Genomic DNA, 22424 nt, shown 5'->3' on the forward strand with positions numbered 1-22424 from the left:
TTACTTCTTCGCGGAAGCGGCGGGCTTCGCCTCGGCCATGGGCTTGGCGTCGGCCGCCTTGCTGTCTTCCATGCACTTCTTGATGTGGCTGGTCCTGGCGGCGCCGGCGAGCTTCTTGTCCGCGGCGGACTTCTCGCAGCCGGCTGCGGGGCCGGCGGTGTCGGTGACGCATTTCTTGACGAAGCTGTTCTTCGCCGCGCCCGCGAGCTTCTTGTCGGCGGCGTTCTTTTCGCAGACCGCGGTGGGGCTGGAATCGGCCTCGCACTTCTTCAGGAAACTGGTCTTGGCCGCGCCGGACAGCTTCTTGTCGGCGGCTTGCGCATCGCAGCCCGAGCCGCCGGATGCCATGGGCGCGCCGGCGTGGCTGGCCGCATGGGCCGTGCCGAAGGAGAGGGCGACGCCGAGGGCCAGCAGGGACAGGAGTTTCTTCATGGGGGTACCTCTTGATGGAATGTTGGAACGCAGTAGCCACTGACATTCCAGCACACCCGGACGCCCCGAACAAGCGGAAGAGCCCGCCGAAGCGGGCTCCCGCACGCATCGTGGAGGCGGTGTCAGGCCTTGGCCTTGAGGCACGAGCTCATGAATTCCTTGCGCTCCGCCTTGTGCAGTCCCTTGGCCTTCGCCTCCTTGCTGCACGTGCCCATCTTGGTGGTTTGCCTGGCCTTGGGCGCCGCGCCCGAAGCAGTGGTGCCTGCGTCTTTCGCGGCTAGCGCGCTGCCGGCGAAGAGGGCGAGGGACAGGGCGATCATCGAGTACTGCTTCTTCATGGCATTTTTCCTTGTGTGTTGAGATATCCCGGTGCGGGACGCCAGATCAACGCCGCTGCTCATCCATTCGATGACGGCGCCGGGCCTGCAAATGTGCGCCCGGTAAAATCTCACAATGCTCCAGGTCAAACAAGAATTGCTCGGCGGCCTCGCTGCCGGGCTCGACAAGCTGTTGCCCGGTGCGGGCGACAAGGCGGCTTTCGAATCCCCCAAGGCGGCCGCGCACGGCGACTTCGCGTGCACGGCGGCGATGCAGCTCGCCAAGCCGCTCAAACAGAACCCGCGCCAGGTCGCCGAGGCGCTGCGCGCGCTGCTGCTCGAGGCGCCCGCATTCCAGCGCTGGGTCGATGCGGTGGAGATCGCAGGCCCGGGCTTCCTCAACATCCGGCTGAAGCCCGAGGCGAAGCAGCAGGTCGTGGGCGAGGTGCTTTCGGAAGGCCCGTCCTACGGCACGAAGCCCGCCAACGGCAAGAAAATGATGGTCGAGTTCGTGTCGGCCAACCCCACGGGGCCGCTGCACCTCGGTCACGGCCGCCAGGCCGCGCTCGGCGATGCGATTTGCCACCTCTACGCGACGCAGGGCTGGGCGGTGTGGCGGGAGTTCTATTACAACGACGCGGGCGTGCAGATCGCCACGCTGGCCACGTCGACGCAACTGCGCGCGAAGGGCGTCAAGCCCGGCGATCCGCAGTGGCCGGAGAACGCGTACAACGGCGAATACATCGCCGACATCGCGAACGACTTCCTCGCGAAGAAGACGGTGCACGCGGACGACCGCGAATTCACCGCGTCGGGTAGCGTGGACGATATCGACAGCATCCGCATGTTCGCCGTCGCCTACCTGCGCCACGAGCAGGACCTCGACCTGCAGGCCTTCGACGTGAAGTTCGACAACTACTTCCTCGAGTCGAGCCTGTACAGCACGGGCAAGGTCGAGCAGACCGTGAAGCAGCTGCAGGCCTCCGGCAAGACCTACGAGCAGGACGGCGCACTGTGGCTGAAGTCCACCGACTTCGGGGACGACAAGGACCGCGTGATGCGCAAGTCCGACGGCACCTACACCTACTTCGTGCCCGACGTCGCCTATCACGTGGGCAAGTGGGAGCGGGGATTCTCCAAGGTCGTGAACATCCAGGGCACCGACCACCACGGCACCATCGCGCGCGTGCGCGCCGGGCTGCAGGCCGCGGGCGTCGGCATTCCGCCCGGCTATCCCGACTACGTGCTGCACACGATGGTGCGCGTGATGAAGGGAGGCGAGGAGGTGAAGATCTCCAAGCGCTCCGGCGGCTATGTCACCTTGCGCGACCTCATCGAGTGGACGAGCAAGGACGCGGTGCGCTTCTTCCTCGCGTCGCGCAAGGCCGACACCGAATACACCTTCGACGTGGACCTCGCGGTCTCCAGGAGCAACGACAACCCCGTGTACTACGTGCAGTACGCGCATGCCCGCATCTGCTCGGTGCTGGCCGCGTGGGGCGGCGACGTCGCATCGCTGAAGAACGCCGACCTGTCGCCGCTGCAAAGCCCCCAGGCGCAGGCGCTGATGCTGCAGCTCGCGAAGTACCCGGACATGCTCGCCGGGGCCGCGGCCGACTTCGCGCCGCACGACGTCACCTTCTACCTGCGCGAACTTGCGTCGGCCTACCACAGCTACTACGACGCCGAACGCATCCTCGTGGACGACGAGCCCGTCAAGCGCGCGCGCCTCGCGCTCGTGGCTGCCTGCGCGCAGGTGTTGCACAATGGTTTGGCGGTGCTCGGCGTGAGCGCTCCGCAAAAAATGTAAGCGCCAGGAAACCCACAGTGAAGACCCAACAACGCGGCAACGTCATCGTCGGCATCATCATCGGCGTGGTCCTCGGGCTCGCCGCGGCCCTCGCCGTGGCGGTGTACGTCACCAAGGTGCCCGTGCCCTTCCTGAACAAGGGGCAGAGCCGCACCGCGGAGCAGGACGCCGCGGAAATGCGCAAGAACCGCGACTGGGACCCGAACGCGCCGTTGTACGGCAAGAACCCCGCCAAGCCGCTCGCGCCCGCGCCCGGCGTCCCGGCGCCGGCGCCCACCGTCGTCACGCCCGGCGCGGTGGCCCCGGCGGTGCCGGTGGCGACCATTCCCGGCCCGGGCAGCTCGCCTGCTGCGTCCGCGCCCGCCCGTGCGGCGAGCATCGCGCGCGCCGCAAGCGCCCCGGCGCCGCAGGCGAAGAGTGCCGATCCGCTGGGCGACCTGGCCGCGTCGCGCACGGCCGTCGCCGGCGGCGACCCGTTCTTCTATTTCGTCCAGGCCGGCGCCTTCCGCACCGCGGAGGACGCGGAGGCGCAGCGCGCCAAGCTGTCGCTCATGGGCATCGAGGCCAAGGTGACCGAGCGCGAGCAGGCCGGCCGCCAGGTGTTCCGCGTGCGCGTCGGCCCCTACGACAGGAAGGAAGACGCCGACCGCCAGAAGGAAAAGCTGGAATCCGGCGGTGTCGAGACGGCGCTGGTGCGCGTGCAGCGCTGACAGGAAGGAAAGAGCGACATGAATCGACGCGAGTTTTCGCAAGGCGCCGCCTGCATGGCGGCTGCCATGGCGCTGGGCCTGCCCGGCGCCGTGTTCGGCCAGGCCCGCAGGCCGGACGATGGATCGGAATACCTCACGCTGGCCAAGCGCGTGAACGTGGACGCGCCCCCCGGCAAGATCGAGGTCGTCGACTTCTTCTGGTACAACTGCCCGCACTGCAACGCCTTCGAACCCTCGCTGGTGGCGTGGATGAAGAAGCTTCCGGACGACGTGGTGGTGAAGCGCGTCCCGGTGGCCTTCCGCGAGGAGATGGTGTTCCAGCAGCGCCTCTACTACACGCTCGAAGCGATGAACCGCCTCGACCTGCACGGCAAGGTCTTCAATTCCATCCATACCGAGCACGTGCCCGTGCACCAGCCGGCGTTCATCCTCGAATGGGCGGGCAAGCAGGGGCTGGACAAGGCGCGCTTCCAGGAAATCTACGGCTCCTTCGGCGTCACCGGCAAGGTGCGCCGCGCGATCGAGCTGGCGGATGCCTACAAGGTCGCGGCCGTCCCGGCGCTGGGCGTGGCCGGCCGGTACTACACCGATGGCGACCTCGCGCAGAACATGGACCGCGCGCTCCAGGTCGTGGACTACCTCATTGCCGAGTCGCGCAAGGCCAGGTAACTCCCTCGTCAGCAAAAGCCCAAGCAAAAAGCCCGCCATGCGGGCTTTTTGCTTGGGTCCGCCAACCGGGCCCGATACAATGCCAGCAAGATTCATGCCTCTATGAAACAACCCTACGTCCCCCTCCTGCTCGCCCTGGCCCTGGCTCTTGGCGGTGGCACCGCCCGCGCCGAGAAGGCGGACAAGGCCAAGCCCATGAACATCGAGGCCGACGCCCTGCGCTACGACGACCTCAAGCAGACCAGCGTCTTTACGGGCCGCGTGGTGGCGACCAAGGGCACGCTCGTGATCCGGGGCGCCCGCATCGACGTGCGCCAGGACGCGGAGGGCTACCAGTACGGCGTCGTCACGTCCGAGCCCGGCAAGCTCGCCTACTACCGCCAGAAGCGCGAGGGCGTGGACGAATTCATCGAGGGCGAGGGTGAAACCATCGAATACGACGGCAAGGCCGACAAGGTGAAGTTCGTCAAGCGCGCGGAGTTGAGGCGCTATCGGGGCGCCGCGCTGGCCGACGAGATGGTCGGCAGCCTGATCGTCTACGACAACAGCAACGACGTGTTCACCGTCGACGGCGGGCCTGCGAGTGCCGCCGTCGGCGGGCGGGTGCGCGCGGTGCTGTCGCCGCGCCCGGGGGCCTCGGCCGCCGCGGCTCCGGCCGCGCAACCGCCGGCCCAACTGCGGCCCAGCACCACCTTCGACGGGACGCGCAAGTGAGCGCCGTGATGCCGGACGCGCGGACCGCCGCGCCGCCTACGGGGCCCAGCCGCCTGCAGGCGCGCCACCTGCAAAAGACCTACGGCAGCCGCAAGGTCGTGAAGGACGTGTCGCTGGATGTCGCCAAGGGCGAGGTCGTCGGGCTGCTCGGCCCCAACGGCGCCGGCAAGACGACCTCGTTCTACATGATCGTCGGCCTCGTTCGCGCCGACGCCGGCGAGATCTCGATCGATGGCAAGTCCGTCGAGCACATGCCGATCCACCGGCGTTCGCGCCTGGGCCTGTCCTACCTGCCGCAGGAAGCTTCGATCTTCCGCAAGCTCAACGTGGCGGAGAACGTGCGCGCCGTGCTGGAGCTGCAACGCGACGCCGCGGGCCAGCCGCTCACGCGCGCCGAGATCGACAAGCGCCTCACCGCGCTCCTGCAGGACCTGCGCGTGGACCATCTGCGCGATTCGCCGGCGCTCGCGCTGTCCGGCGGCGAGCGGCGCCGCGTGGAGATCGCGCGCGCCCTCGCGACGCAGCCGCGCTTCATCCTGCTGGACGAGCCCTTCGCGGGGATCGACCCGATCGCGGTGATCGAGATCCAGCGCATCATCGGCTTCCTCAAGTCGCGCGGCATCGGCGTTCTGATCACCGACCACAACGTGCGCGAAACGCTGGGCATCTGCGACCACGCGTACATCATCAGCGACGGCCATGTGCTCGCGCAGGGCACGCCATCCGAGATCGTCAACAACGCCGACGTGCGGCGCGTCTATCTCGGCGAGCACTTCCGGATGTAGCTCTCCGCTTCGGTTACTTCCATGAAGCAAGGGCTTTCCCTCCGCGTCTCGCAGCATCTCGCGCTGACGCCCCAACTCCAGCAGTCGATCCGCCTGCTGCAGCTCTCCACGCTCGAGCTCTCCCAGGAAGTCGAGCAGATGCTCGACGACAACCCCTTCCTGGAAGTCACGCAGGAAGAGGCGCCGCGCGAGGAGTTCGGGCTGGCGCAGGCCGATGCGCCCGCCGTCGAGGAGTCCGGCGCGGGCGAAACCGAATTCGCCGATTACACCGGCACCTCTTCGGAGACCGCCGCGAGCAGCTCCGCCGACAGCGAGACGACCGCCACCGCCGACACGGAAATGAACGACTGGGACGGCGACGGCAGCACCGAGGTCGTTCCCGACGACGGCGAATGGGGCGGCGACGCGCCGGCGCGCAAGAACAACCTGGGCGGCGAAGACGTCGACGCCACGGACCTCGCGCGCGGCAACGAGTCGCTGCAGACGCACCTGCACCGCCAGGCGCTGTCCATGCGCCTGTGCGAGGAGGACCGCTTTGCGCTGCGCTTTCTCATCGAGTCGCTCAACGACGACGGCTATCTGGACGAATCGATCGAGTCGCTCGCCGCGAGCCTCGCGCCACAGGACCTGGAGCAGCAGGAAGAGCTCGTCCACCGCTTCACGGTCGCCCTGAACCTGCTGCACCACCTGGAGCCGGCGGGTGTAGGCGCCCGCTCGCTGGGCGAATGCCTGTCGCTGCAACTGCGCGCGATCCTGGCCGCAGGCGCCGCGCCGCCCGCCTGCGAGACGGCGCTGCGCATCTGCGGCCATCCGATGGAGCTGCTGGCGCGCCGCGACGTGAAGCGCCTCGTGCAGCTGTGCGGCGACACGGAGGCGCAGGTGAAGGCCGCGATCGGCCTCATCACGCGCCTGGAGCCCAAGCCCGGCCGCCGCTTCGTGGACGTCGAGCGCAACATCGTGATCCCCGACGTGCTCGTGACCAAGACGGGCCGCGCGCCGCAGTTCCGCTTCCGCGTGCAGCTCAATCCCGACGTGATGCCGCGGCTGCGCGTGCACGACATCTACGCGGGCGCGCTCAAGGCCCACAAGGGCGAGGGTCACCAGGCGCTGCAGCAGCGCCTGCAGGAGGCGCGCTGGTTCATCAAGAACATCCAGCAGCGCTTCGACACCATCCTTCGCGTGTCCAACGCCATCGTCGAGCGGCAGAAGAACTTCTTCGTGCACGGCGAGCTCGCGATGCGGCCGCTGGTGCTGCGCGAGATCGCGGACGAACTCGGGCTGCACGAATCCACGATCAGCCGCGTCACCACGGCCAAGTACATGGCGACGCCCTACGGCACCTTCGAGCTGAAGTATTTCTTCGGCTCGGCGCTCGGCACCGAGACGGGTGGCAACGCGTCGAGCACCGCGGTGCGCGCGCTCATCAAACAGTTCGTCGCCTCCGAGAGCGTGAAGAAACCGTTGTCGGACAGCCAGATCTCCGAGATGCTGAAAGAGCAGGGCATCGAGTGCGCGCGCCGCACTGTCGCGAAATACCGCGAGGCGCTGCGCATCGCGCCCGCCAACCTGAGAAAAGCCCTTTGAACGCCCTCCAGCTGTTTTTGCCCTGCGCCGCCGGCGTCGAGGGCTTCCTCGCCGACGAGGTGCACCGCCTCACCGGCCTCGCCGGGGACGACCTGCTGACGGGGCGCGGCGGCGTGTCGGTGCGCGCGTCCTGGCGCGAGGCGATGCGGCTGAACCTGCACAGCCGTCTCGCGCAGCGCGTGCTGGTGCAGCTGTCGCACACGCCCTATCGCAACGAGCAGGACCTCTACGAGGCGGCCTCCGCCGTCGCGTGGGAAATCTGGTTCACGCCGCGCGAGACCTTCAAGGTGGAGGTGACCGCGCAGCACAGCCCGCTCAAGAGCCTGAACTTCGCGGGCCTCAAGATCAAGGACGCCGTGGCGGACCGCTTCCGCCACAAGAGCGGCGAGCGGCCGAGCGTCGACGTGCAGTGGCCGCACGTGCGCGTGTATGCGCACCTGACGAGCGACCACGCGACGCTCTACATCGACACCTCCGGCGAGCCGCTCTTCAAGCGCGGCTGGCGCGAGGACAAGGGCGAGGCGCCGCTGAAGGAGACGCTGGCCGCCGCGATGATCGCCGCGAGCGGCTGGGACGCGAGCGTGCCGCTGTACGACCCGTGCTGCGGCAGCGGCACCATCGCGATCGAGGCCGCGCAGGTCGCGTGCAACATCGCGCCGGGCTTCCTGCGGCGCTTCGGCTTCGAACGCCTGCTGCCTTTCCAGGCGCATGTGTGGAAGGCGCTGTGGGAAGAAGCGCGCGAGATGCAGCGTCCGTCGCCCGTGCCGGTGTTCGGCAGCGACGTCGCGTTTCGCATGGTCGACTTCGCGCAGCGCAACGCGGAGCGCGGCGGCGTGGCCGACACGGTGCAGCTGCGCGGCGGCGACGCCCTGCAGCGCATGCCGCCGAGCGAGACGCCCGGCGTGATGCTGGTAAACCCGCCGTATGGCGAGCGGATCGAGACGGCCGGTGTCGCGGGCAAGTCGCAAGGCGGGCGCGAGCGCGCGGAGACGGAGGACGGCGGCGATTTCTTCGCCCAGCTCGCTTCGCACTGGAAAAAGAACTATTCCGGCTGGACCGCGTGGGTGCTCACGCCCGACCTGAAGCTGCCCACCCGCATGCGGCTGAAAGAGTCGCGTCGCGTGCCGATGTGGAACGGGCCGATCGAATGCCGCCTGTTCCGTTTCGACATGATCCGCGGCTCCGCGCGCAAAGATGCGAACCCTGGTTCTTGACACCAACATCGTCCTGGACGTCTTCGTCTTCGACGACGCGGCCGCCAAGCCGCTGGCGGCGGCGCTGGAAGAAGGGGAGATCGAGTGGGTCGCAACGCAGTCGATGCGCGACGAACTGGAGCGCGTGCTGGCGTATCCCCATCTCGCGACACGCCTGGCTTTCTACGGCCTGGACGCAGCAGGCGTGCTCTCGCGTTTCGACAGGCACGCGCGCATCGTCGATGTCGCCGCGAAAGCCGGCGTCACCTGCAGCGACCCCGACGACCAGAAGTTCATCGACCTCGCGGTGGCGAACCGTTGCGCGCTCCTCAGCAAGGACGCGGCGGTGTTGACGATGAGAAAGCGCATGGCCGCGCTCGGCTGCCACGTGGGGAAGACCGAAGCCCTCAGCGAACCCGCGCGCTGAACTGCTCCGCCTGCGCCATCGGCCAGTACATGCGGAACACGTTGTGCTGCGTGCTGAGGTCCTTGTCCAGCAAGGAGCCCGGTTCCACCTGCGTGAGCAGGTTCGCGAGCAGGCGCACTTCCGTGTCGGTGAGGCGGCGCACGATGTGGTGCGCGGTGATGTCCTTGGGGTGCTTCAGGCCCGCGGCCTGCACGAGTTCCTTGAGCGCGAGCAGCGTGCTGCGCTGGAAGTTGTAGACGCGTCGGGCTTTGTCCGTCACATCGAGCGCGCGTTCGCGCAGCGAGTCCTGGGTGGTCACGCCCGTGGGGCAGTTGCCGGTGTGGCAGGTCTGCGCCTGGATGCAGCCGAGCGCCATCATGAAACCGCGCGCCGAATTGCACCAGTCCGCGCCGAGGGCCATCATCCGTGCGATGTCGAAGGCGGTGACGACCTTGCCTGCGCAGCCGAGCCGGATGCGACCCCGCAGGTTCACGCCGGTGAGCGTGTTGTGGACGAGCAGCAGCCCCTCCTGCAAGGGCGCGCCCACGTGGTCGCTGAACTCCACCGGCGCGGCGCCCGTGCCGCCTTCGGCACCGTCCACCACGATGAAGTCGGGGGTGATGCCGGTCTGCATCATGGCCTTGACGATGCCGAACCACTCCCACGGATGGCCGATGCACAGCTTGAAGCCGGTGGGCTTGCCGCCCGAGAGTTCGCGAAGCCGCACGATGAAGGCCATCATCTCCAGCGGAGTGGTGAAAGCGCTGTGCGAGGACGGCGACACGCAGTCCACGCCCATCGGCACGCCGCGCGCGGCCGCGATTTCCTTCGTGACTTTCGCCGCGGGCAGGATGCCGCCGTGGCCGGGCTTGGCGCCCTGGCTCAGCTTGATCTCGATCATCTTCACCTGCGGGTCGCGCGCGTTCGCGGCGAAGCGTTCCTCGCTGAAGCGGCCCTGGTCGTCGCGGCAGCCGAAGTAGCCCGAGCCGATCTCCCAGATCAGGTCGCCGCCGTGCTGCCGGTGGTAGGAGGAGATGGAGCCCTCGCCCGTGTCGTGCGCGAAGTTGCCGAGCTTGGCGCCCTGGTTCAGCGCGAGGATCGCGTTGGCCGACAGCGAGCCGAAGCTCATCGCCGAGATGTTGAAGATGCTGCACTCGTAGGGCTGCGCCGTGTGCTCGCCGATGGTGATGCGAAAGTCCGACGAGGGCAGCACCGTCGGGAACATCGAGTGGTTGATCCACTCGTAGCCCTGGCGCGTGACGTCGAGTTGCGTGCCGAAGGGCCGGTTGTCGGGCTCGCCCTTGGCGCGCTGGTACACGATGGAGCGCTGCGCGCGCGAGAACGGCGCGGCCTCGGAATCGCTCTCGATGAAGTACTGCCGCATCTCCGGGCGCATGTATTCGAAGAGGAAGCGCAGGTGGCCGATGACGGGATAGTTGCGCAGGATGGCGTGGCGCGACTGCTGGATGTCGCGCAGGCCCACGAGCACGAGCGCGGCAAAGGTGAGCACCACCGCAAGGCCGCTGTGCGTCCGCCAGAGGTACCAGCCGCTCGCGACGAGGCAGACGATGCAGGCGAGCAGTACGCTGTAGCGCGTCGGGTAGCGGTTGGCGAAGGTGCGGATCATGGCCGGGTGAAAAAGGCGCGCAGCGCGCGTGCCGTGTCGGAGGGCAATTCCTCGGGGATGAAGTGGCCCGCCGGCATGCTTTCCCCGACGACCTGCCCGCTGCACTGTGCCTGCCAGAGCTCCAGGGGCTTGAACATCCTGCCCACGAGTCCCTTCTGCCCCCAGAGCACGAGCATGTCGCAGGCGATCTTCTCGCCGCGCGCGCGGCTGTCGCGGTCGTCGTCGAGGTCGATGCCCGCGCTCGCGCGGTAGTCCTCGCACGCCGCGTGGATCGACTCGGCGCGGCAGAAGCACCGTTCGTATTCCTCCAGCGCCTGCGGCTCGAGGTAAGACAGGCCGCCGGCGCCCCAGCCGCCGAGCTTCGCGTGCAGGTACATCCGCGCGTTGGCGCCGATCATGGTTTCGGGCAGCGGCGCGGGCTGGATCAGGTGGAACCAGTGGTAGTAGCCGCGCGCGAACGCCATGTCGGTGGCCGCGTACATGTCCAGCGTCGGCGCGATGTCGATCACGCACAGCTTCTGCACGCACGCCGGATGGTCGAGCGCGAGGCGGTGCGCAACGCGTCCACCTCGGTCGTGCCCGCACAGCATGAAGCGGTCGAAGCCCAGGGCTTCCATCAATGCCACCATGTCGCGCCCCATCTCGCGCTTACTGTAATTGCTGTGGTCTTCGAGCCCTGGCGCCTTGGCCGAGTCGCCGTAGCCGCGCAGGTCGGGCATGACGAGGAAGAAATCGTCTTCCAGCTCCCGCGCGATGCGGTGCCAGATCGCGTGCGTCTGCGGGAAGCCGTGCAGCAGGAGCAGCGCCGGCTTGCCGCGCACGCCGCCATAGCGCACGAAGAGCTCGGTGCCGTTCACGCCGAAGCGGCGCACCTCGAACCCGGGAAACCAGGTGGCCGCGGAGGGCGTATCAGCTTGCATCGCGCGGAATGCTACACCCCGGCGCGGGCGATAGCCAGCACCCTGTGCAAGCGTTTCAGGCCGCGAGCGGGGCGGGCAGGCGCGACAGCAGCCCGGCGAGGGCGTGCTGCACGGTGGCGGCGCGCACGCCGGCGCGGTCGCCGTCGAAGCGGCGCGTCTCGCTCGTGAGGACACCGTCGACCATGAAGCCGAACCAGACGGTGCCCACCGGCTTGTCGTCGGTGCCGCCGGTGGGCCCGGCGATCCCGGTGACGGCGACGCCCACGCGGGCGCGCGATTGCCGTACCGCGCCGAAGGCCATGGCGCGCGCGACGACTTCGCTCACGGCGCCGTGGGAGGCGATCAGCGCGGCATCGACGCCGAGCATTTCCGTCTTGGCTTCGTTCGAATAAGTGATGAAGCCGCGTTCGAACCAGTTGCTCGAACCCGCGAGCTCCGTGCACGCGGCGGCGATGAGGCCGCCCGTGCAGCTCTCGGCCGTCGCGAGCATCCAGCCCTTGTCCTGCAGCAATGCCGCCAACCGTGAAATGTCGTTCACCAGAACCTCCATGCGGCGATGACCAGCAGCGTGCAGAACGCCGCCACCAGGTCGTCGAAGATGATGCCGAAGCCACCCTTCCAGCCGAAGCCGTGGAACAGATTGTCCGCCCAGCCGACCGGCCCGGGCTTGAAGGCGTCGAACACGCGAAACAGCACGAAGGCCGCGGCCTGCGCGCCCCAGCTCGCCGGCATCACGAGCCACAGCACGATCCAGAAGGCGATGACTTCGTCCCACACGATGTTGCCGGGGTCCAGCACGCGCATGTGCGAGGCGGTGACGGTGCAGGCCCACCAGCCGACGGCGAAGGACGCCGCAATGACGAACCCGATCTCCAGCGGCGACAGCCAGTACTGCAAGGCCAGGTACGCCGCCCAGGCCCACAGCGTGCCGGCGGTGCCCGGGGCGACGGGTGAGAGGCCCGAGCCGAAGCCGAGCGCGACGAGGTGCGCCGGGTGCGCGACGAGAAAGCGCCAGCCGGGGCGTGGCGGTTCGGACGGCGCCGTGTCCACGTGCGAGTCGTTCATGAGCGCTTCGCCCTGGCCGGGACGGCCTCGGCGTGGTCGGCTTGCGCGAACCATTGCGCCCAGTAGTCGACGCATGCCTTGATCTTGGGGAGGCGGTGGCGGCCCGGCGCGACCACCGCATAGACCGGGACCGGACCGAAATCGACGAAGGATGGCAACACGCGCACGAGCAGCGTCCGGCGCACGAGCGTCTCGCCGACCAGCGTCGCCAGCCGCCCGATGCCCAGGCCCTCCAGCACCATCGACGCCGCCATGTTGGTGTCGTTCGCGCGCCAGTGCCCTTGCGCGTCGAACACGGTCGCCTTGCCGTCGACGAGGAAGGGCCACTGGTTGAGCATGGTGACCTGGCTGTTGGTGATGAGGCGGTGGTCGCGCAATTCGTCCGGGTGCGAAGGCAGGCCGTGCGCCTTCGCATACGCCGGGGCGGCATACAGCGCGCGGCCCAGGGTGCCGATCTGCCGTGCGATGACAGTGTCGGGCAGGTGCGTCACGGTGCGGATCGCGATGTCGATGCCCTCGCGTGCCATGTCGGTCAGGCGGTCTCCGACCTCGAGTTCGATGCGCAGGCGCGGATGCAGCTCGCCGAGCCCCGCGAGGCTCGGCACGAGCTGGTACTGCGCGACCACGGTGCTCGCGGCGACGCGCACCGTGCCGCTCACCTCGCGCGCCTTCCCGGCGAATTCGCCTTCGAGCTCGTCCAGCGCGGCCGTCATGCGGTCGCAATAGTCGCGGAAGGTCTGGCCTTCGGCCGTGAGCGACAGCCCGTGCGTGGAGCGGTGGATCAGCCGTGCGCCGCACGCCTTCTCGATGCGCGAGAGGCTGCGCGAGATCTGGCTCACGGGCACGTCGCGTTCGCGCGCCGCCGCGGACAGGGTGCCCAGGTCGGCCACCCGCGCGAACAGGTGCATGTCGTCGAACTGCAGGTTGCGCATGGCCCCGATGGTAGCCCGGCGGCCCCTGGCTTTGCAGGAAGCGCAACACCCCTTTGCGCGCGGCCCCGTTTCCCCGCACGGCTGGCGTTCCTACAGTGAAGGCACCTGCAACCCACAAGGACTTCCATCATGAGCAGCTTCCTTCCTGCGGATTTCGACCGGCTGGTCGACAGCGCGAAACGCGAAGCCGCGCGCCTGCGCCGCGACACGATCAACAGCTGGCTGGACGAGGCCGGTCGGCAGGTGGCGCACCCTGTGCGCGCTGCGCGCCGGCTTGCGGCCAGCGTGTCGCGCCACACCCGCATCCGCCACCAGCAAGGAGCCTGAACAGCCCCACGCTGAACCTCCAGGTCGCTCCCCTGCAGAACCCGGAGCGCTGCCAGCAGCCGGCGCGAGCGGCGGTGGCCCCCTGAAGGCTTAGCGGCAGGAGCCGTGGCGCTTGCGGAACGCCTTCGGGTCCGTCGCGGGTGACGCCCACAGGCCGCGACGCGCCCCGCGCGCCTGGGCTTCCTGCTGCGCGTAGGGGCCGGCGCGACGCCGGTAGTGCGACGACCATGCATAGCCGCGCACGACCAGCCACGCGCCGAGGTCGTCGCCCTGCAGGGCCACGCGCCCGACGGTGCGGTGGTAGACATCGCGGGCCTTGACCGAGACGGACACCCGCTGGTGCAACACGTGCGCGGCCAGTGCGTCGCGCGCCTGCACGCCGAAGGCCTGGCAAATCTCCGGCGCGTCCAGGCCTTGCAGCCGCACCGCCACGGCCGAATCCGCGCCGACGGGCCGCACCCAGATCGTGTCGCCGTCGGTCACGTGCGTCACGACGCCGGTGAGAGAACGCGCCTGGGCGCCGGATATCAGGCCGAAAAGGGCGAGGGCGGTGAGGAGTGCGCGGGCGAACATCCACCTGCCAACGCGCCACGACGCGGGCGCGCGGACACGGACTCAGGCGAAATGATCGAAGGAGGTGTAGCCGCGATCGAAGGGCTGGCCCTGCGCGTCCAGCAGTTGCAGTCCGGCGCCGGATTCGATGCGGCCGATGCGCGTGACCGGTGTGCCCGTGTCGCGCGAGGCCCGCATCACCGCGTCGCGGCGCGAGGCGGGCGCGGTGAAGACGAGTTCGTAGTCGTCGCCACCCGCCAGCACGTAATCGAGCTGGCGCTGCGCATCCAGCGCGGTGCGTGACGCGGCGGACATCAACCCCGCGCAACTCGCGGTCTCGATCGTGGCCCCGACGCCCGACGCACGCAGCACATGCCGCAGGTCGCCGAGCAGGCCGTCGCTCACGTCGATGGCGGCGCTTGCGATGCCGCGCAGGGATTGGCCGAGTTCGACGCGCGGCGTCGGCGTTTCCATCCGGGCCCGGGCCACGTGGAACGCCGCTTCGCCGAGGGACAGCGTGCCGCGAAACACTTCCAGCGCGACGCGCGCATCGCCGACGTTGCCGCTCACGTAGATGTCGTCGCCCGCCTTCGCGCCCGAGCGCAGGATGGCCTGGCCCTGCGGGACTTCGCCGAAGACGGTGATGCAGATGTTCAAGGGGCCGCGCGTCGTGTCGCCGCCCACCAGCTCGCAGGCGTGCGCATCGGCGAGCGCGAGCAGGCCGCGCGAGAAGGGCTCGAGCCACTGGGGATCGGCGTGCTGCATCGACAGCGCGAGCGTGAAGGCGAGCGGCTTCGCGCCGCAGGCCGCGAGGTCGCTCAGGTTCACCGCGAGCGCCTTGTGCCCGAGCTTTTCCGGATCGACAGTGGAGAGGAAGTGGCGGCCCTCCACGAGCATGTCGCTGGACACGGCCAACTGCATGCCGGGCGCCGGCGCGAGCAGCGCGCAATCGTCCCCGATGCCCAGGACGTTGCGCGTCACCGGCCGCTTGAAGAACCGGTCTATGAGGTCGAATTCGCCCATGGGGAATTGTCGCCTACCCTGAAAACCGAACTTGGCCGGACGCAGAATTCGCAGAGATGACGCAGAAGGAAATCCAGAAAAAACCTCAATGCATTTGGATTTTTCTTGTCTTCTTTCTGCGCAATCTCTGCGAATTCTGCGTCCGGTCTTAAACCGGGCCCCTGAACTTGCCCGCGCCCTGCCGCACCACCTCCGCGAGCAGGCGCTCGCGCTGGTGCTTTTCGCGCAGCCAGCGTGCGTCGTTGGTGCCGGCCTCGGCGTCTTCCGCCAGAAGTTGCACGCCGTAGCTCGCGCCGAGCTGGCGCGCATGGTCGCCGATCTGCCGCAGGGTCATCATGATGTGCTCGCGCAGCGGCATGTGCAGGCCGGTGACCGGGTCGACATACACCGCCTCCAGCCCGAAGCGGCAGGCCTGGAAGCGGTTGTAGGTATAGACCATGTAATCGTCTTCCTGCGGCATGAAGGGCTGCTCGTTGAGGAACCAGGACGCAAGCGACTGCACGAAGCCTGCGAGCGCCGCGGCGCGCGAGACCGTGAGCGGCGTGTCGAAGACGCGGATCTCGATCGTGCCGTACTCGGGCTTGGGCCGGATGTCCCAGTAGAAGTCCTTCATGCTGCGCACGACGCCCGTGCGGGTCGTCCTGGCGAACCAGTGGCCGAACTCCGTCCAGCTCAGGGTGAAGGGCGCGCGGCCGGACATGGGGAATGCGAAAACGGAATTGAGCCGCGCCGAATCGAACTGCGTGTCCTGCCCCTGCACGAAGGGCGAGGACGCCGACAGCGCGATGAAGTGCGGGATGTAGCGCGACATGCGGTGCAGCATCAGGAGCGCCGCGTCCGGGTCGGGGCAGCCCACGTGCACGTGCTGGCCGAAGATGGTGAACTGCTTGGAGAGGTAGCCGTAGAGCTCCGACAGCTCCCGAAAGCGGGGCTTGTCGTAGATGCGGCGTTCGTGCCACTGCTGGAAGGGGTGCGTGCCGCCGCCGACGATCGCGATGTTCAGCCGGTCCGCCGACTTCACCAGCGCGTCGCGGATCAGCGAGAGTTCGGCCAGCACCTGGTCCGCCGAGGTGCAGACGCCGGTGGAAATCTCGATCATGCTGGAGGTCATCTCCGGCACGACCGCACCGGGGAGCTCGTAGCGCGACATCAGGCGCAGCATTTCCTCCGAATACGGTGCGAGGTCGTAGTCGTGCGTGTTGACGAGCTGAAGTTCCAGCTCCACGCCCAGCGACAGCGCGGCCGATTGCTGGAATGGCTCGAGCGCGACTTCCGCCGGCGGTGCCGCGGCTGCGCGCGGGGCGTCCGATTCCACGTCCCTATCCACGCATGTCTCCCACGGCCGGCGACCATGCGTCGCCGATGTCGGTGCGCGAGCTTTCGCGCGCGCGATGGATCGCGACCGTGCAGATGATGGCGCCGAGCACTTCCATGAGCAGGATGGCCGGCAGCGCGATGGCGGCGATGCGTGGTCCGAGCGTGAGCGAGGACGTCATGAACTGCTGCACCAGGAGCAGCGCGACCGAGGACATGGGCGACATCGCGCTGCCCGTCCAGACCGCCTGCCGCCAGGTGGTGCCGCTGCCCCAGTTGGCCGCGACCACGCCGGCGATCTTGGCTGCGCCTCGCGCGAGCACGACCGCCGCCACCAGGCCCGCGACCGCGTGGCTCCAGTCCGCCTTCGCGGCGACGACGGACACCATCACGAAGGTGAGCATGGTGAGCAGGGACGCCGCGGTGCCGAGCTGGCGGGGCCAGGCCCACGGGCGGGGATTGAGCTGCTTGAGCAGCATGCCGCCCAGCAGCGCGGCCAGCGGCGCGGATCCGCCGAAGTGCGCGGCGAGCGCGGTGGCGGCCGCGATCAGCGCGATGAGCATCATGGAGGTGTTCTCGCTGGTCGGGCTCATCACGCGCAGCGCCATGCGCAGGGAGAGGGCCAGCACCGCGCCGACGACGAACGACAATCCCAGCACGACCGCCACCGGGTACAGCGTTTCCCACAAGGTGGTGACCGGGCGGTGCAGCAGCCCGGCGCGTGCGCTGACGAGCGTGAGCGCATACAGGCAGCTCAGCGTCGAGAGCGCGAGCGCCCGCTCGGTGACCGGCCCGGAAGCGCGCATGTCCATGATGACGCGGCTGAGCACCGCCGGCGACGCGGCGACCGCGATGAGCCCGATGGCCTCGGCGACGCGCGGCGAGACGTCCATCCATCGCAGCGCGCCATACACCGCCAGCGCGGTGAGCGTGGACTCGAGCAGGCTTTGCAGCAGCACCATCGGGTTGTGGCGGAACCAGCGCAGGGCGATGCGCCCGCCGGCCTCGAACAGCACGACGGAGACGCCGAGTTCCAGCAGGAAGAGGCCGATGCCCTGAAGCGGCCATGCACCGCCGGTAAACCCGGCGAGGCCCGCCAGAGCGCCGACAGCCGAGTAGCCGACGACCTTGGGCAACCCCGTGTGCCTTTGCAGCAGGTGCCCCGCCGCCGCCGCGACGGCCATGAGGATGGACCACTGCACCGTCGGCAGGCCGGCGGACGGCTTGAGCCAGTCCGCCCAGATGGCCATGATCTCGTTCATGGATCAGTGCAGCACGCGCGTGCCGCCGTCGTCGAGTGCGAACGCGGGGATTTCCACCTCGAAGCGCTCGCCGTCCTCGGCGACGCAGAAGTAGCTCCCCTGCATCGATCCCGTCGCGGTGCGCAGGCGGCAGCCGCTCGTGTACTGGAACGCCTCGCCCGGCTTGAGGAGCGGCTGGCGGCCGACCACGCCCAGGCCCTTCACCTGTTCCTGCTCGCCCATCGCGTTGGAGATGAGCCAGTGGCGCGAGATGACCTGCGCGGGCACCTCGCCGGTGTTGGTGATGGTGATCGTGTAGGAGAAGCTGTAGAGCCCCTGCAGCGGAGACGATTGCTCGGGCAGGTATTGCGGCTCGACGTCGACGCGCATCTGGTACTTGGACATGCGCGCAATGCTAACGCTTCCCCGCGCGCACGCGCGTGCCGCGTTTTGCGAGAATCCAGGGATGAGCAAGACCTTCCGCATCGCGCCGTCCCTCCTCTCCGCCGACTTCGCCCGCCTGGGCGACGAAGTCAAGGCCGTGATCGCCGGCGGCGCCGACTGGATCCATTTCGACGTGATGGACAACCATTACGTGCCCAACCTGACCTTCGGGCCGATGATCTGCTCGGCGCTGAGGCCGCACGCCGTCACCGCCGCCGGCCAGCCGGTGCCGATCGACGTGCACCTGATGGTGCAGCCCGTCGATGCGCTGGCGCAGGCGTTCGCGCAGGCCGGCGCCGACTACATCAGCTTCCACCCCGACGCATCGGCGCACGTGCATCGCAGCGTGCAGGCGATCAAGGCGGCGGGCTGCAAGGCGGGCCTCGTCTTCAACCCGGCCATGCCGATGGACGTGCTGGACTGGATGATCGAGGAGATCGACCTCATCCTCATCATGAGCGTGAACCCGGGTTTCGGCGGCCAGGGCTTCATCGATTCCGCGCTGCGCAAGATCGAGGACGCGCGCAGGCGCATCGACGCGAGCGGCAGGGACATCCGCCTCGAAGTGGACGGCGGCATCAAGACGGACAACATCGCGCGCGTCGCGGCCGCGGGCGCGGACACCTTCGTGGCCGGCAGCGCGATCTTCGGCAAGCCCGATTACAAGGGCGTGATCGACGCGATGCGTTCCGCCCTCAAGGGCTGAATTTCTTGTCGGGGTCGGGGGTGCCCTCGCGCACCTTGTCGTAGGTGCGGTCCAGCACCGGCCCCTTGTCGGTGTCCACCTGGCCGCGCTCGATGTCTTCGTGCGCCGCGCCGCCCACGCGCGCCGCCGAAGGCTCGTCGCGCGCCTGCGTGCCGTCCTGCGTACCTGCCGACTCGTCGCGCTCGTGGGGCATCTTCGGCGAGCGGCGGCGGCTGGGCATTCTGTTTTGCATGGAGGAGGCCTTTCTGGTGGAGGCTCGATCGTCGCGCGCCCGGTCGCGCGGGCCGGTAGGACCCGCCATGCGCACGAGGTAGGAAACGGGCTCGCCGGCGCGCCGCCCGCCGTGGGACATGTCCTACCGCGTAATCCAGCCGCCGACTACAAACTCGCCCGCCCGCCAACTACGGGGTGTTGCACATGAGCTTGCCTAAGCTCTGGGACTCCCATGCGGGAATCATTTTTTAAGCAGGAGCGTCAAGCCATGGACATGTTCGCCGTATTGCCTGAATGGCTGGTGTGGTGCGCTGCGGGCGCCGCAGGCGCCTTCGCGCTCGCGTCCGTCGCCCGGCTGCTCGAAGCTGCGCTGGACCTCGACGCCGGCTACTGAAAGCCTGCCCCCGCCCGCGCGCGCCTGTGCCGCCGGCAACCCATGCCAACAACAACCATATCCCCACGGGAGCATTGAATGCCGCAGTCCAAGCAGGAGGCCCAACGCAAGGCGAAGGCCTCTGAAGGCGCCGCCGCCAAGCAGAAGCAGCTGGAGTCGTACACCCAGCCCGCCGAGGGCGTCCTCACGACCAACCAGGGCCTCGTGGTCCCGGACAACCACAATTCGCTGAAGGCCGGCATCCGCGGCCCGTCGCTGCTGGAAGACTTCATCCTGCGCGAGAAGATCACCCACTTCGACCATGAGCGCATCCCGGAGCGCGTGGTGCATGCGCGCGGGGCGGGCGCCCACGGGTACTTCGAGCTCACCAAGTCCCTCTCCGAATACACGCGCGCGGACTTCCTGCAGGAGCCGGGCCTGCGCACGCCGGTCTTCGTGCGCTTTTCCACTGTGGCCGGCTCGCGCGGCTCGGCCGACACGGTGCGCGACGTGCGCGGCTTCGCGGTCAAGTTCTATACGCGCGAGGGCAACTACGACCTCGTGGGCAACAACATCCCGGTGTTCTTCATCCAGGACGCGATGAAGTTTCCCGACCTGATCCACGCCGTCAAGCCCGAGCCGCACCACGAGATGCCGCAGGCGGCGAGCGCGCACGACACCTTCTGGGACTTCGCCTCGCTCATGCCCGAGACGACGCACATGCTGATGTGGGCGATGTCCGACCGCGCGATCCCGCGCAGCTACCGGATGATGGAAGGCTTCGGCGTCCACACCTTCCGCTTCATCAACGCGCGCGGCGCCTCGCACTTCGTCAAGTTCCACTGGAAACCCAAGCTGGGCAAGCACGGCCTCGCCTGGGACGAGGCGCAGAAGATCGCGGGCAAGGACGCGGACTTCCACCGGCGCGACCTGTGGGAGTCGATCGCGCAGGGCAACTTCCCGGAGTGGGAGCTCGGCGTGCAGATCATTCCCGAGGACAAGGCGCAAAGCTTCGGCTTCGACCTGCTCGATGCGACCAAGCTCATTCCCGAGGAGATGGTGCCCGTGACGATCGTGGGCCGCCTCGTGCTCAACCGCAACCCGGAGAATTTCTTCGCGGAGACCGAGCAGGTCGCCTTCCATCCCGGCCACGTGGTGCCGGGCATCGATTTCAGCAACGACCCGCTGCTGCAGGGCCGTCTCTTCTCCTATACGGATACGCAGCTCTCGCGCCTGGGCGGCCCGAACTTCCACGAGCTGCCGATCAACCGGGGCGTGTGCCCCTTCCACAATTTCCAGCGCGACGGCATGCACCGCATGACGATCCCCCGGGGCCAGGTGTCGTACGAGCCCAACTCGCTCGCGACCGGCTCCGAGTTCCGCGTCGACGGCGGGCAGCAGGGGTTCCAGAGCCATCCGGAGGAGATGGAGTCGCCCAAGATCCGTCGCCGCAGCCCGAGCTTCGACGACCATTTCAGCCAAGCCACGCTGTTCTGGAACAGCCAGAGCCCGTCGGAGAAGGACCATATCGTCGCCGCGTTCCAGTTCGAATTGTCGAAAGTGGAGGTGCCGGCGATTCGCCAGCGTGTCGTCGACAACCTGGCGCATGTCGATGCGAAGCTCGCGCGCAAGGTCGCCGAGCCGCTGGGCATCGGCCTGCCCGATGCCAAGGCTGCGGCCGGCCGCTCCGGCTTTCGCGACGTGCGCGTGAAACTGCCGATCGAAGCGTCGGCGCCGCTCAGCATGGAGACGCCGGTCAACCCGAACGGCAACGGACCGGTGATCGCGACGCGCAAGGTCGCGGTGCTGGTGGCGGACGGCGTGGAAGTCGGCGCGATGCGCGCGATCATTTCGGCGCTGAACGACGCCGGCGCCAGCGCGAAGATCATCTCGTCGCGCCTGGGGAACGTCGCCACTTCGTCGGGCCAGCAGCTGGCCGTGGACCACACTTTCGCGAACATGCCCTCGGTCATGTTCGACGCGGTGCTGGTACCGGGCGGCGCGTCGCACGCGCAGGCGCTGGCGGCCAACGGCGACGCGGTGCATTTCGTGCTGGAGGCCTACAAGCATTGCAAGGCGATCTGCGTCATCGGCGAAGGCGCCGAGCTGCTTCGCACGCTGGGCGCCGTCGCGGACGGGTCGGCGGCCGTGCCCGGCGTGGTGATCGGCAGGAACGACCCACCGAGCCGGCCCCAGCTGGTGCAGGACTTCACCGCGGCGATCGCGAAGCACCGCCACTGGACCCGCCCGAACGTGGACGCGGTTCCAGCCTGAACGCGAGAGCCAGCGGACGCGCAAGGCGCACAATGGGGCTGCCCCATTCCCGAGACCGCGATGTCCGTTGTCCATGCCACGAGGCAAAACCACCTGCTCGCAGCGTTTCCGACCGCTGAATACGAGCGCCTGTCTCCCGGGCTGGAGCTGGTGCCGATGGTGCTCGGTCAAGTGCTGAGCGAGTCCGGGGGCGTCATGCAGCACGTGTATTTCCCCACGACCTGCATCGTCTCCCTTCTCTATGTGCTGGAGGACGGCTCCTCGGCGGAAATCGGCGTCGTGGGCAACGAGGGCATCGTGGGCATTTCCCTGTTCATGGGCGGCCAGACCACGCCCAGCCGCGCCGTGGTGCGCAGCGCCGGCCACGCCTACCGCCTGAAGGCCAGCCTGCTGCAGCAGGAGTTCAACCGCGCGGGCCCCGTGATGCATATCCTCCTGCGCTACACGCAGTCGCTCATCACGCAGATGACGCAGACGGCCGTGTGCAACCGCCACCATTCGGTCGAACAGCAGCTGTGCCGCGCGCTGCTGGTGAGCCTGGACCGCATGTCCGGCAACTCGCTGACCATGACGCAGGAGCTGATCGCCAGCCTGCTGGGCGTGCGGCGCGAGGGCGTCACCGAGGCGGCGGGCCACCTGCAGCGCCTGGGCCTGATCCGATACAGCCGCGGCCACATCGACGTGCTCGATCGCGCCGGCCTGGAAAAGGCGGTGTGCGAGTGCTACGGGGTGGTCAGGACGGAGTACCAGCGGCTCATGTCCGACATTCCCCGCATCGACCCGACCGCCTGAC

The 22424-nt window shown here is 68.4% G+C and carries 26 protein-coding genes; 13 read left to right on the forward strand and 13 right to left on the reverse strand.

The window, feature by feature from the left end; translation table 11 throughout:
• Nucleotides 1-432, reverse strand: coding sequence for a hypothetical protein (locus I5803_RS22440; RefSeq protein WP_196987068.1), 432 nt, complete (start codon nucleotides 430-432; stop codon nucleotides 1-3).
• A gap of 122 nt (nucleotides 433-554) precedes the next feature.
• Complete coding sequence (locus I5803_RS14600) at nucleotides 555-770, reverse strand: PsiF family protein (RefSeq protein ID WP_196987069.1); 216 nt, start codon at nucleotides 768-770, stop codon at nucleotides 555-557.
• Between the two features lie 115 nt (nucleotides 771-885).
• Here I5803_RS14600 and argS point away from each other — a divergent pair, with 115 nt between their 5' ends.
• From argS to I5803_RS14640, 8 genes are all read left to right on the forward strand, one after another.
• Entirely contained in the window at nucleotides 886-2559 is a 1674-nt protein-coding gene (gene argS / locus I5803_RS14605; protein WP_196987070.1) for an arginine--tRNA ligase, read from the forward strand.
• Between the two features lie 17 nt (nucleotides 2560-2576).
• Nucleotides 2577-3269 carry an SPOR domain-containing protein gene (locus I5803_RS14610; RefSeq protein WP_196987071.1) on the forward strand — a complete coding sequence of 231 codons (693 nt, stop codon included), beginning with the start codon at nucleotides 2577-2579 and terminating at the stop codon, nucleotides 3267-3269.
• A gap of 18 nt (nucleotides 3270-3287) precedes the next feature.
• On the forward strand, nucleotides 3288-3938 hold the full coding sequence (locus I5803_RS14615) for a thiol:disulfide interchange protein DsbA/DsbL (protein ID WP_196987072.1): 651 nt from the start codon (nucleotides 3288-3290) through the stop codon (nucleotides 3936-3938).
• A 102-nt stretch (nucleotides 3939-4040) separates the two neighbouring features.
• A complete protein-coding gene (gene lptA / locus I5803_RS14620; RefSeq protein ID WP_196987073.1) occupies nucleotides 4041-4652 on the forward strand; it encodes a lipopolysaccharide transport periplasmic protein LptA in 612 nt (203 codons plus the stop codon).
• An 8-nt stretch (nucleotides 4653-4660) separates the two neighbouring features.
• Nucleotides 4661-5437 carry an LPS export ABC transporter ATP-binding protein gene (gene lptB, locus I5803_RS14625; RefSeq protein ID WP_196988573.1) on the forward strand — a complete coding sequence of 259 codons (777 nt, stop codon included), beginning with the start codon at nucleotides 4661-4663 and terminating at the stop codon, nucleotides 5435-5437.
• A gap of 21 nt (nucleotides 5438-5458) precedes the next feature.
• Nucleotides 5459-7021 (forward strand): RNA polymerase factor sigma-54, encoded by a 1563-nt coding sequence (locus I5803_RS14630; protein ID WP_196987074.1) that lies wholly within the window; start codon nucleotides 5459-5461, stop codon nucleotides 7019-7021.
• Nucleotides 7018-8235 (forward strand): THUMP domain-containing class I SAM-dependent RNA methyltransferase, encoded by a 1218-nt coding sequence (locus tag I5803_RS14635; protein ID WP_196987075.1) that lies wholly within the window; start codon nucleotides 7018-7020, stop codon nucleotides 8233-8235. The genes I5803_RS14630 and I5803_RS14635 overlap by 4 nt, the downstream gene beginning before the upstream one ends.
• On the forward strand, nucleotides 8216-8641 hold the full coding sequence (locus tag I5803_RS14640) for a putative toxin-antitoxin system toxin component, PIN family (RefSeq protein ID WP_196987076.1): 426 nt from the start codon (nucleotides 8216-8218) through the stop codon (nucleotides 8639-8641). The genes I5803_RS14635 and I5803_RS14640 overlap by 20 nt, the downstream gene beginning before the upstream one ends.
• Here the strand turns inward: I5803_RS14640 and I5803_RS14645 are convergent.
• Genes I5803_RS14645 through I5803_RS14665 form a run of 5 tightly spaced genes read right to left on the reverse strand, consistent with a single transcriptional unit; the run spans nucleotide 8622 to nucleotide 13164 of the window.
• Nucleotides 8622-10247 carry an FMN-binding glutamate synthase family protein gene (locus tag I5803_RS14645; RefSeq protein WP_196987077.1) on the reverse strand — a complete coding sequence of 542 codons (1626 nt, stop codon included), beginning with the start codon at nucleotides 10245-10247 and terminating at the stop codon, nucleotides 8622-8624. The genes I5803_RS14640 and I5803_RS14645 overlap by 20 nt on opposite strands.
• Entirely contained in the window at nucleotides 10244-11167 is a 924-nt protein-coding gene (locus tag I5803_RS14650; RefSeq protein WP_196987078.1) for an alpha/beta fold hydrolase, read from the reverse strand. Before I5803_RS14650 ends, I5803_RS14645 begins: the two co-directional genes overlap by 4 nt.
• 55 nt (nucleotides 11168-11222) lie before the next feature.
• Nucleotides 11223-11717 carry a CinA family protein gene (locus tag I5803_RS14655; protein WP_196987079.1) on the reverse strand — a complete coding sequence of 165 codons (495 nt, stop codon included), beginning with the start codon at nucleotides 11715-11717 and terminating at the stop codon, nucleotides 11223-11225.
• Nucleotides 11702-12232, reverse strand: a complete 531-nt coding sequence (locus tag I5803_RS14660; protein WP_196987080.1) for a phosphatidylglycerophosphatase A family protein — start codon at nucleotides 12230-12232, stop codon at nucleotides 11702-11704. The genes I5803_RS14655 and I5803_RS14660 overlap by 16 nt, the downstream gene beginning before the upstream one ends.
• Complete coding sequence (locus I5803_RS14665) at nucleotides 12229-13164, reverse strand: LysR family transcriptional regulator (RefSeq protein ID WP_196987081.1); 936 nt, start codon at nucleotides 13162-13164, stop codon at nucleotides 12229-12231. The genes I5803_RS14660 and I5803_RS14665 overlap by 4 nt, the downstream gene beginning before the upstream one ends.
• 129 nt (nucleotides 13165-13293) lie before the next feature.
• Here I5803_RS14665 and I5803_RS14670 point away from each other — a divergent pair, with 129 nt between their 5' ends.
• A complete protein-coding gene (locus tag I5803_RS14670; RefSeq protein ID WP_196987082.1) occupies nucleotides 13294-13491 on the forward strand; it encodes a hypothetical protein in 198 nt (65 codons plus the stop codon).
• Between the two features lie 90 nt (nucleotides 13492-13581).
• Here the strand turns inward: I5803_RS14670 and I5803_RS14675 are convergent, their stop codons facing one another.
• From I5803_RS14675 to apaG, 5 genes are all read right to left on the reverse strand, one after another.
• Nucleotides 13582-14064 carry a thermonuclease family protein gene (locus tag I5803_RS14675; protein ID WP_196987083.1) on the reverse strand — a complete coding sequence of 161 codons (483 nt, stop codon included), beginning with the start codon at nucleotides 14062-14064 and terminating at the stop codon, nucleotides 13582-13584.
• Between the two features lie 42 nt (nucleotides 14065-14106).
• On the reverse strand, nucleotides 14107-15066 hold the full coding sequence (gene thiL, locus I5803_RS14680) for a thiamine-phosphate kinase (protein ID WP_196987084.1): 960 nt from the start codon (nucleotides 15064-15066) through the stop codon (nucleotides 14107-14109).
• A 148-nt stretch (nucleotides 15067-15214) separates the two neighbouring features.
• The gene (locus tag I5803_RS14685; protein ID WP_196987085.1) at nucleotides 15215-16381 is read right to left on the reverse strand and encodes a YbdK family carboxylate-amine ligase; all 1167 of its coding nucleotides are present in this window, start codon (nucleotides 16379-16381) and stop codon (nucleotides 15215-15217) included.
• Between the two features lie 4 nt (nucleotides 16382-16385).
• Nucleotides 16386-17642, reverse strand: coding sequence for a cation:proton antiporter (locus I5803_RS14690; protein ID WP_196987086.1), 1257 nt, complete (start codon nucleotides 17640-17642; stop codon nucleotides 16386-16388).
• 3 nt (nucleotides 17643-17645) lie between these two features.
• Nucleotides 17646-18026, reverse strand: coding sequence for a Co2+/Mg2+ efflux facilitator ApaG/CorD (apaG, locus tag I5803_RS14695; RefSeq protein WP_196987087.1), 381 nt, complete (start codon nucleotides 18024-18026; stop codon nucleotides 17646-17648).
• Between the two features lie 61 nt (nucleotides 18027-18087).
• Between apaG and rpe the strand changes: the two genes are divergently transcribed.
• Nucleotides 18088-18771 carry a ribulose-phosphate 3-epimerase gene (gene rpe / locus I5803_RS14700; RefSeq protein ID WP_196987088.1) on the forward strand — a complete coding sequence of 228 codons (684 nt, stop codon included), beginning with the start codon at nucleotides 18088-18090 and terminating at the stop codon, nucleotides 18769-18771.
• On the opposite strand, the gene I5803_RS14705 is transcribed toward rpe, so the two are convergent.
• The gene (locus I5803_RS14705; protein WP_196987089.1) at nucleotides 18761-19003 is read right to left on the reverse strand and encodes a hypothetical protein; all 243 of its coding nucleotides are present in this window, start codon (nucleotides 19001-19003) and stop codon (nucleotides 18761-18763) included. The genes rpe and I5803_RS14705 overlap by 11 nt on opposite strands.
• Nucleotides 19004-19252: 249 nt before the next feature.
• Here I5803_RS14705 and I5803_RS22260 point away from each other — a divergent pair, with 249 nt between their 5' ends.
• The 3 genes from I5803_RS22260 (at nucleotide 19253) to I5803_RS14715 (ending at nucleotide 22423) form a co-directional block, all read left to right on the forward strand.
• The gene (locus tag I5803_RS22260) at nucleotides 19253-19378 is read left to right on the forward strand and encodes a hypothetical protein (RefSeq protein WP_255553441.1); all 126 of its coding nucleotides are present in this window, start codon (nucleotides 19253-19255) and stop codon (nucleotides 19376-19378) included.
• 78 nt (nucleotides 19379-19456) lie between these two features.
• A complete protein-coding gene (locus I5803_RS14710; protein WP_196987090.1) occupies nucleotides 19457-21631 on the forward strand; it encodes a catalase in 2175 nt (724 codons plus the stop codon).
• A 60-nt stretch (nucleotides 21632-21691) separates the two neighbouring features.
• A complete protein-coding gene (locus I5803_RS14715; protein WP_196987091.1) occupies nucleotides 21692-22423 on the forward strand; it encodes a Crp/Fnr family transcriptional regulator in 732 nt (243 codons plus the stop codon).
• The last annotated feature ends 1 nt before the right edge of the window (nucleotide 22424 follow it).

Source organism: Caenimonas aquaedulcis, assembly GCF_015831345.1.
Classification (GTDB): Bacteria; Pseudomonadota; Gammaproteobacteria; order Burkholderiales; family Burkholderiaceae_C; genus Ramlibacter; species Ramlibacter aquaedulcis.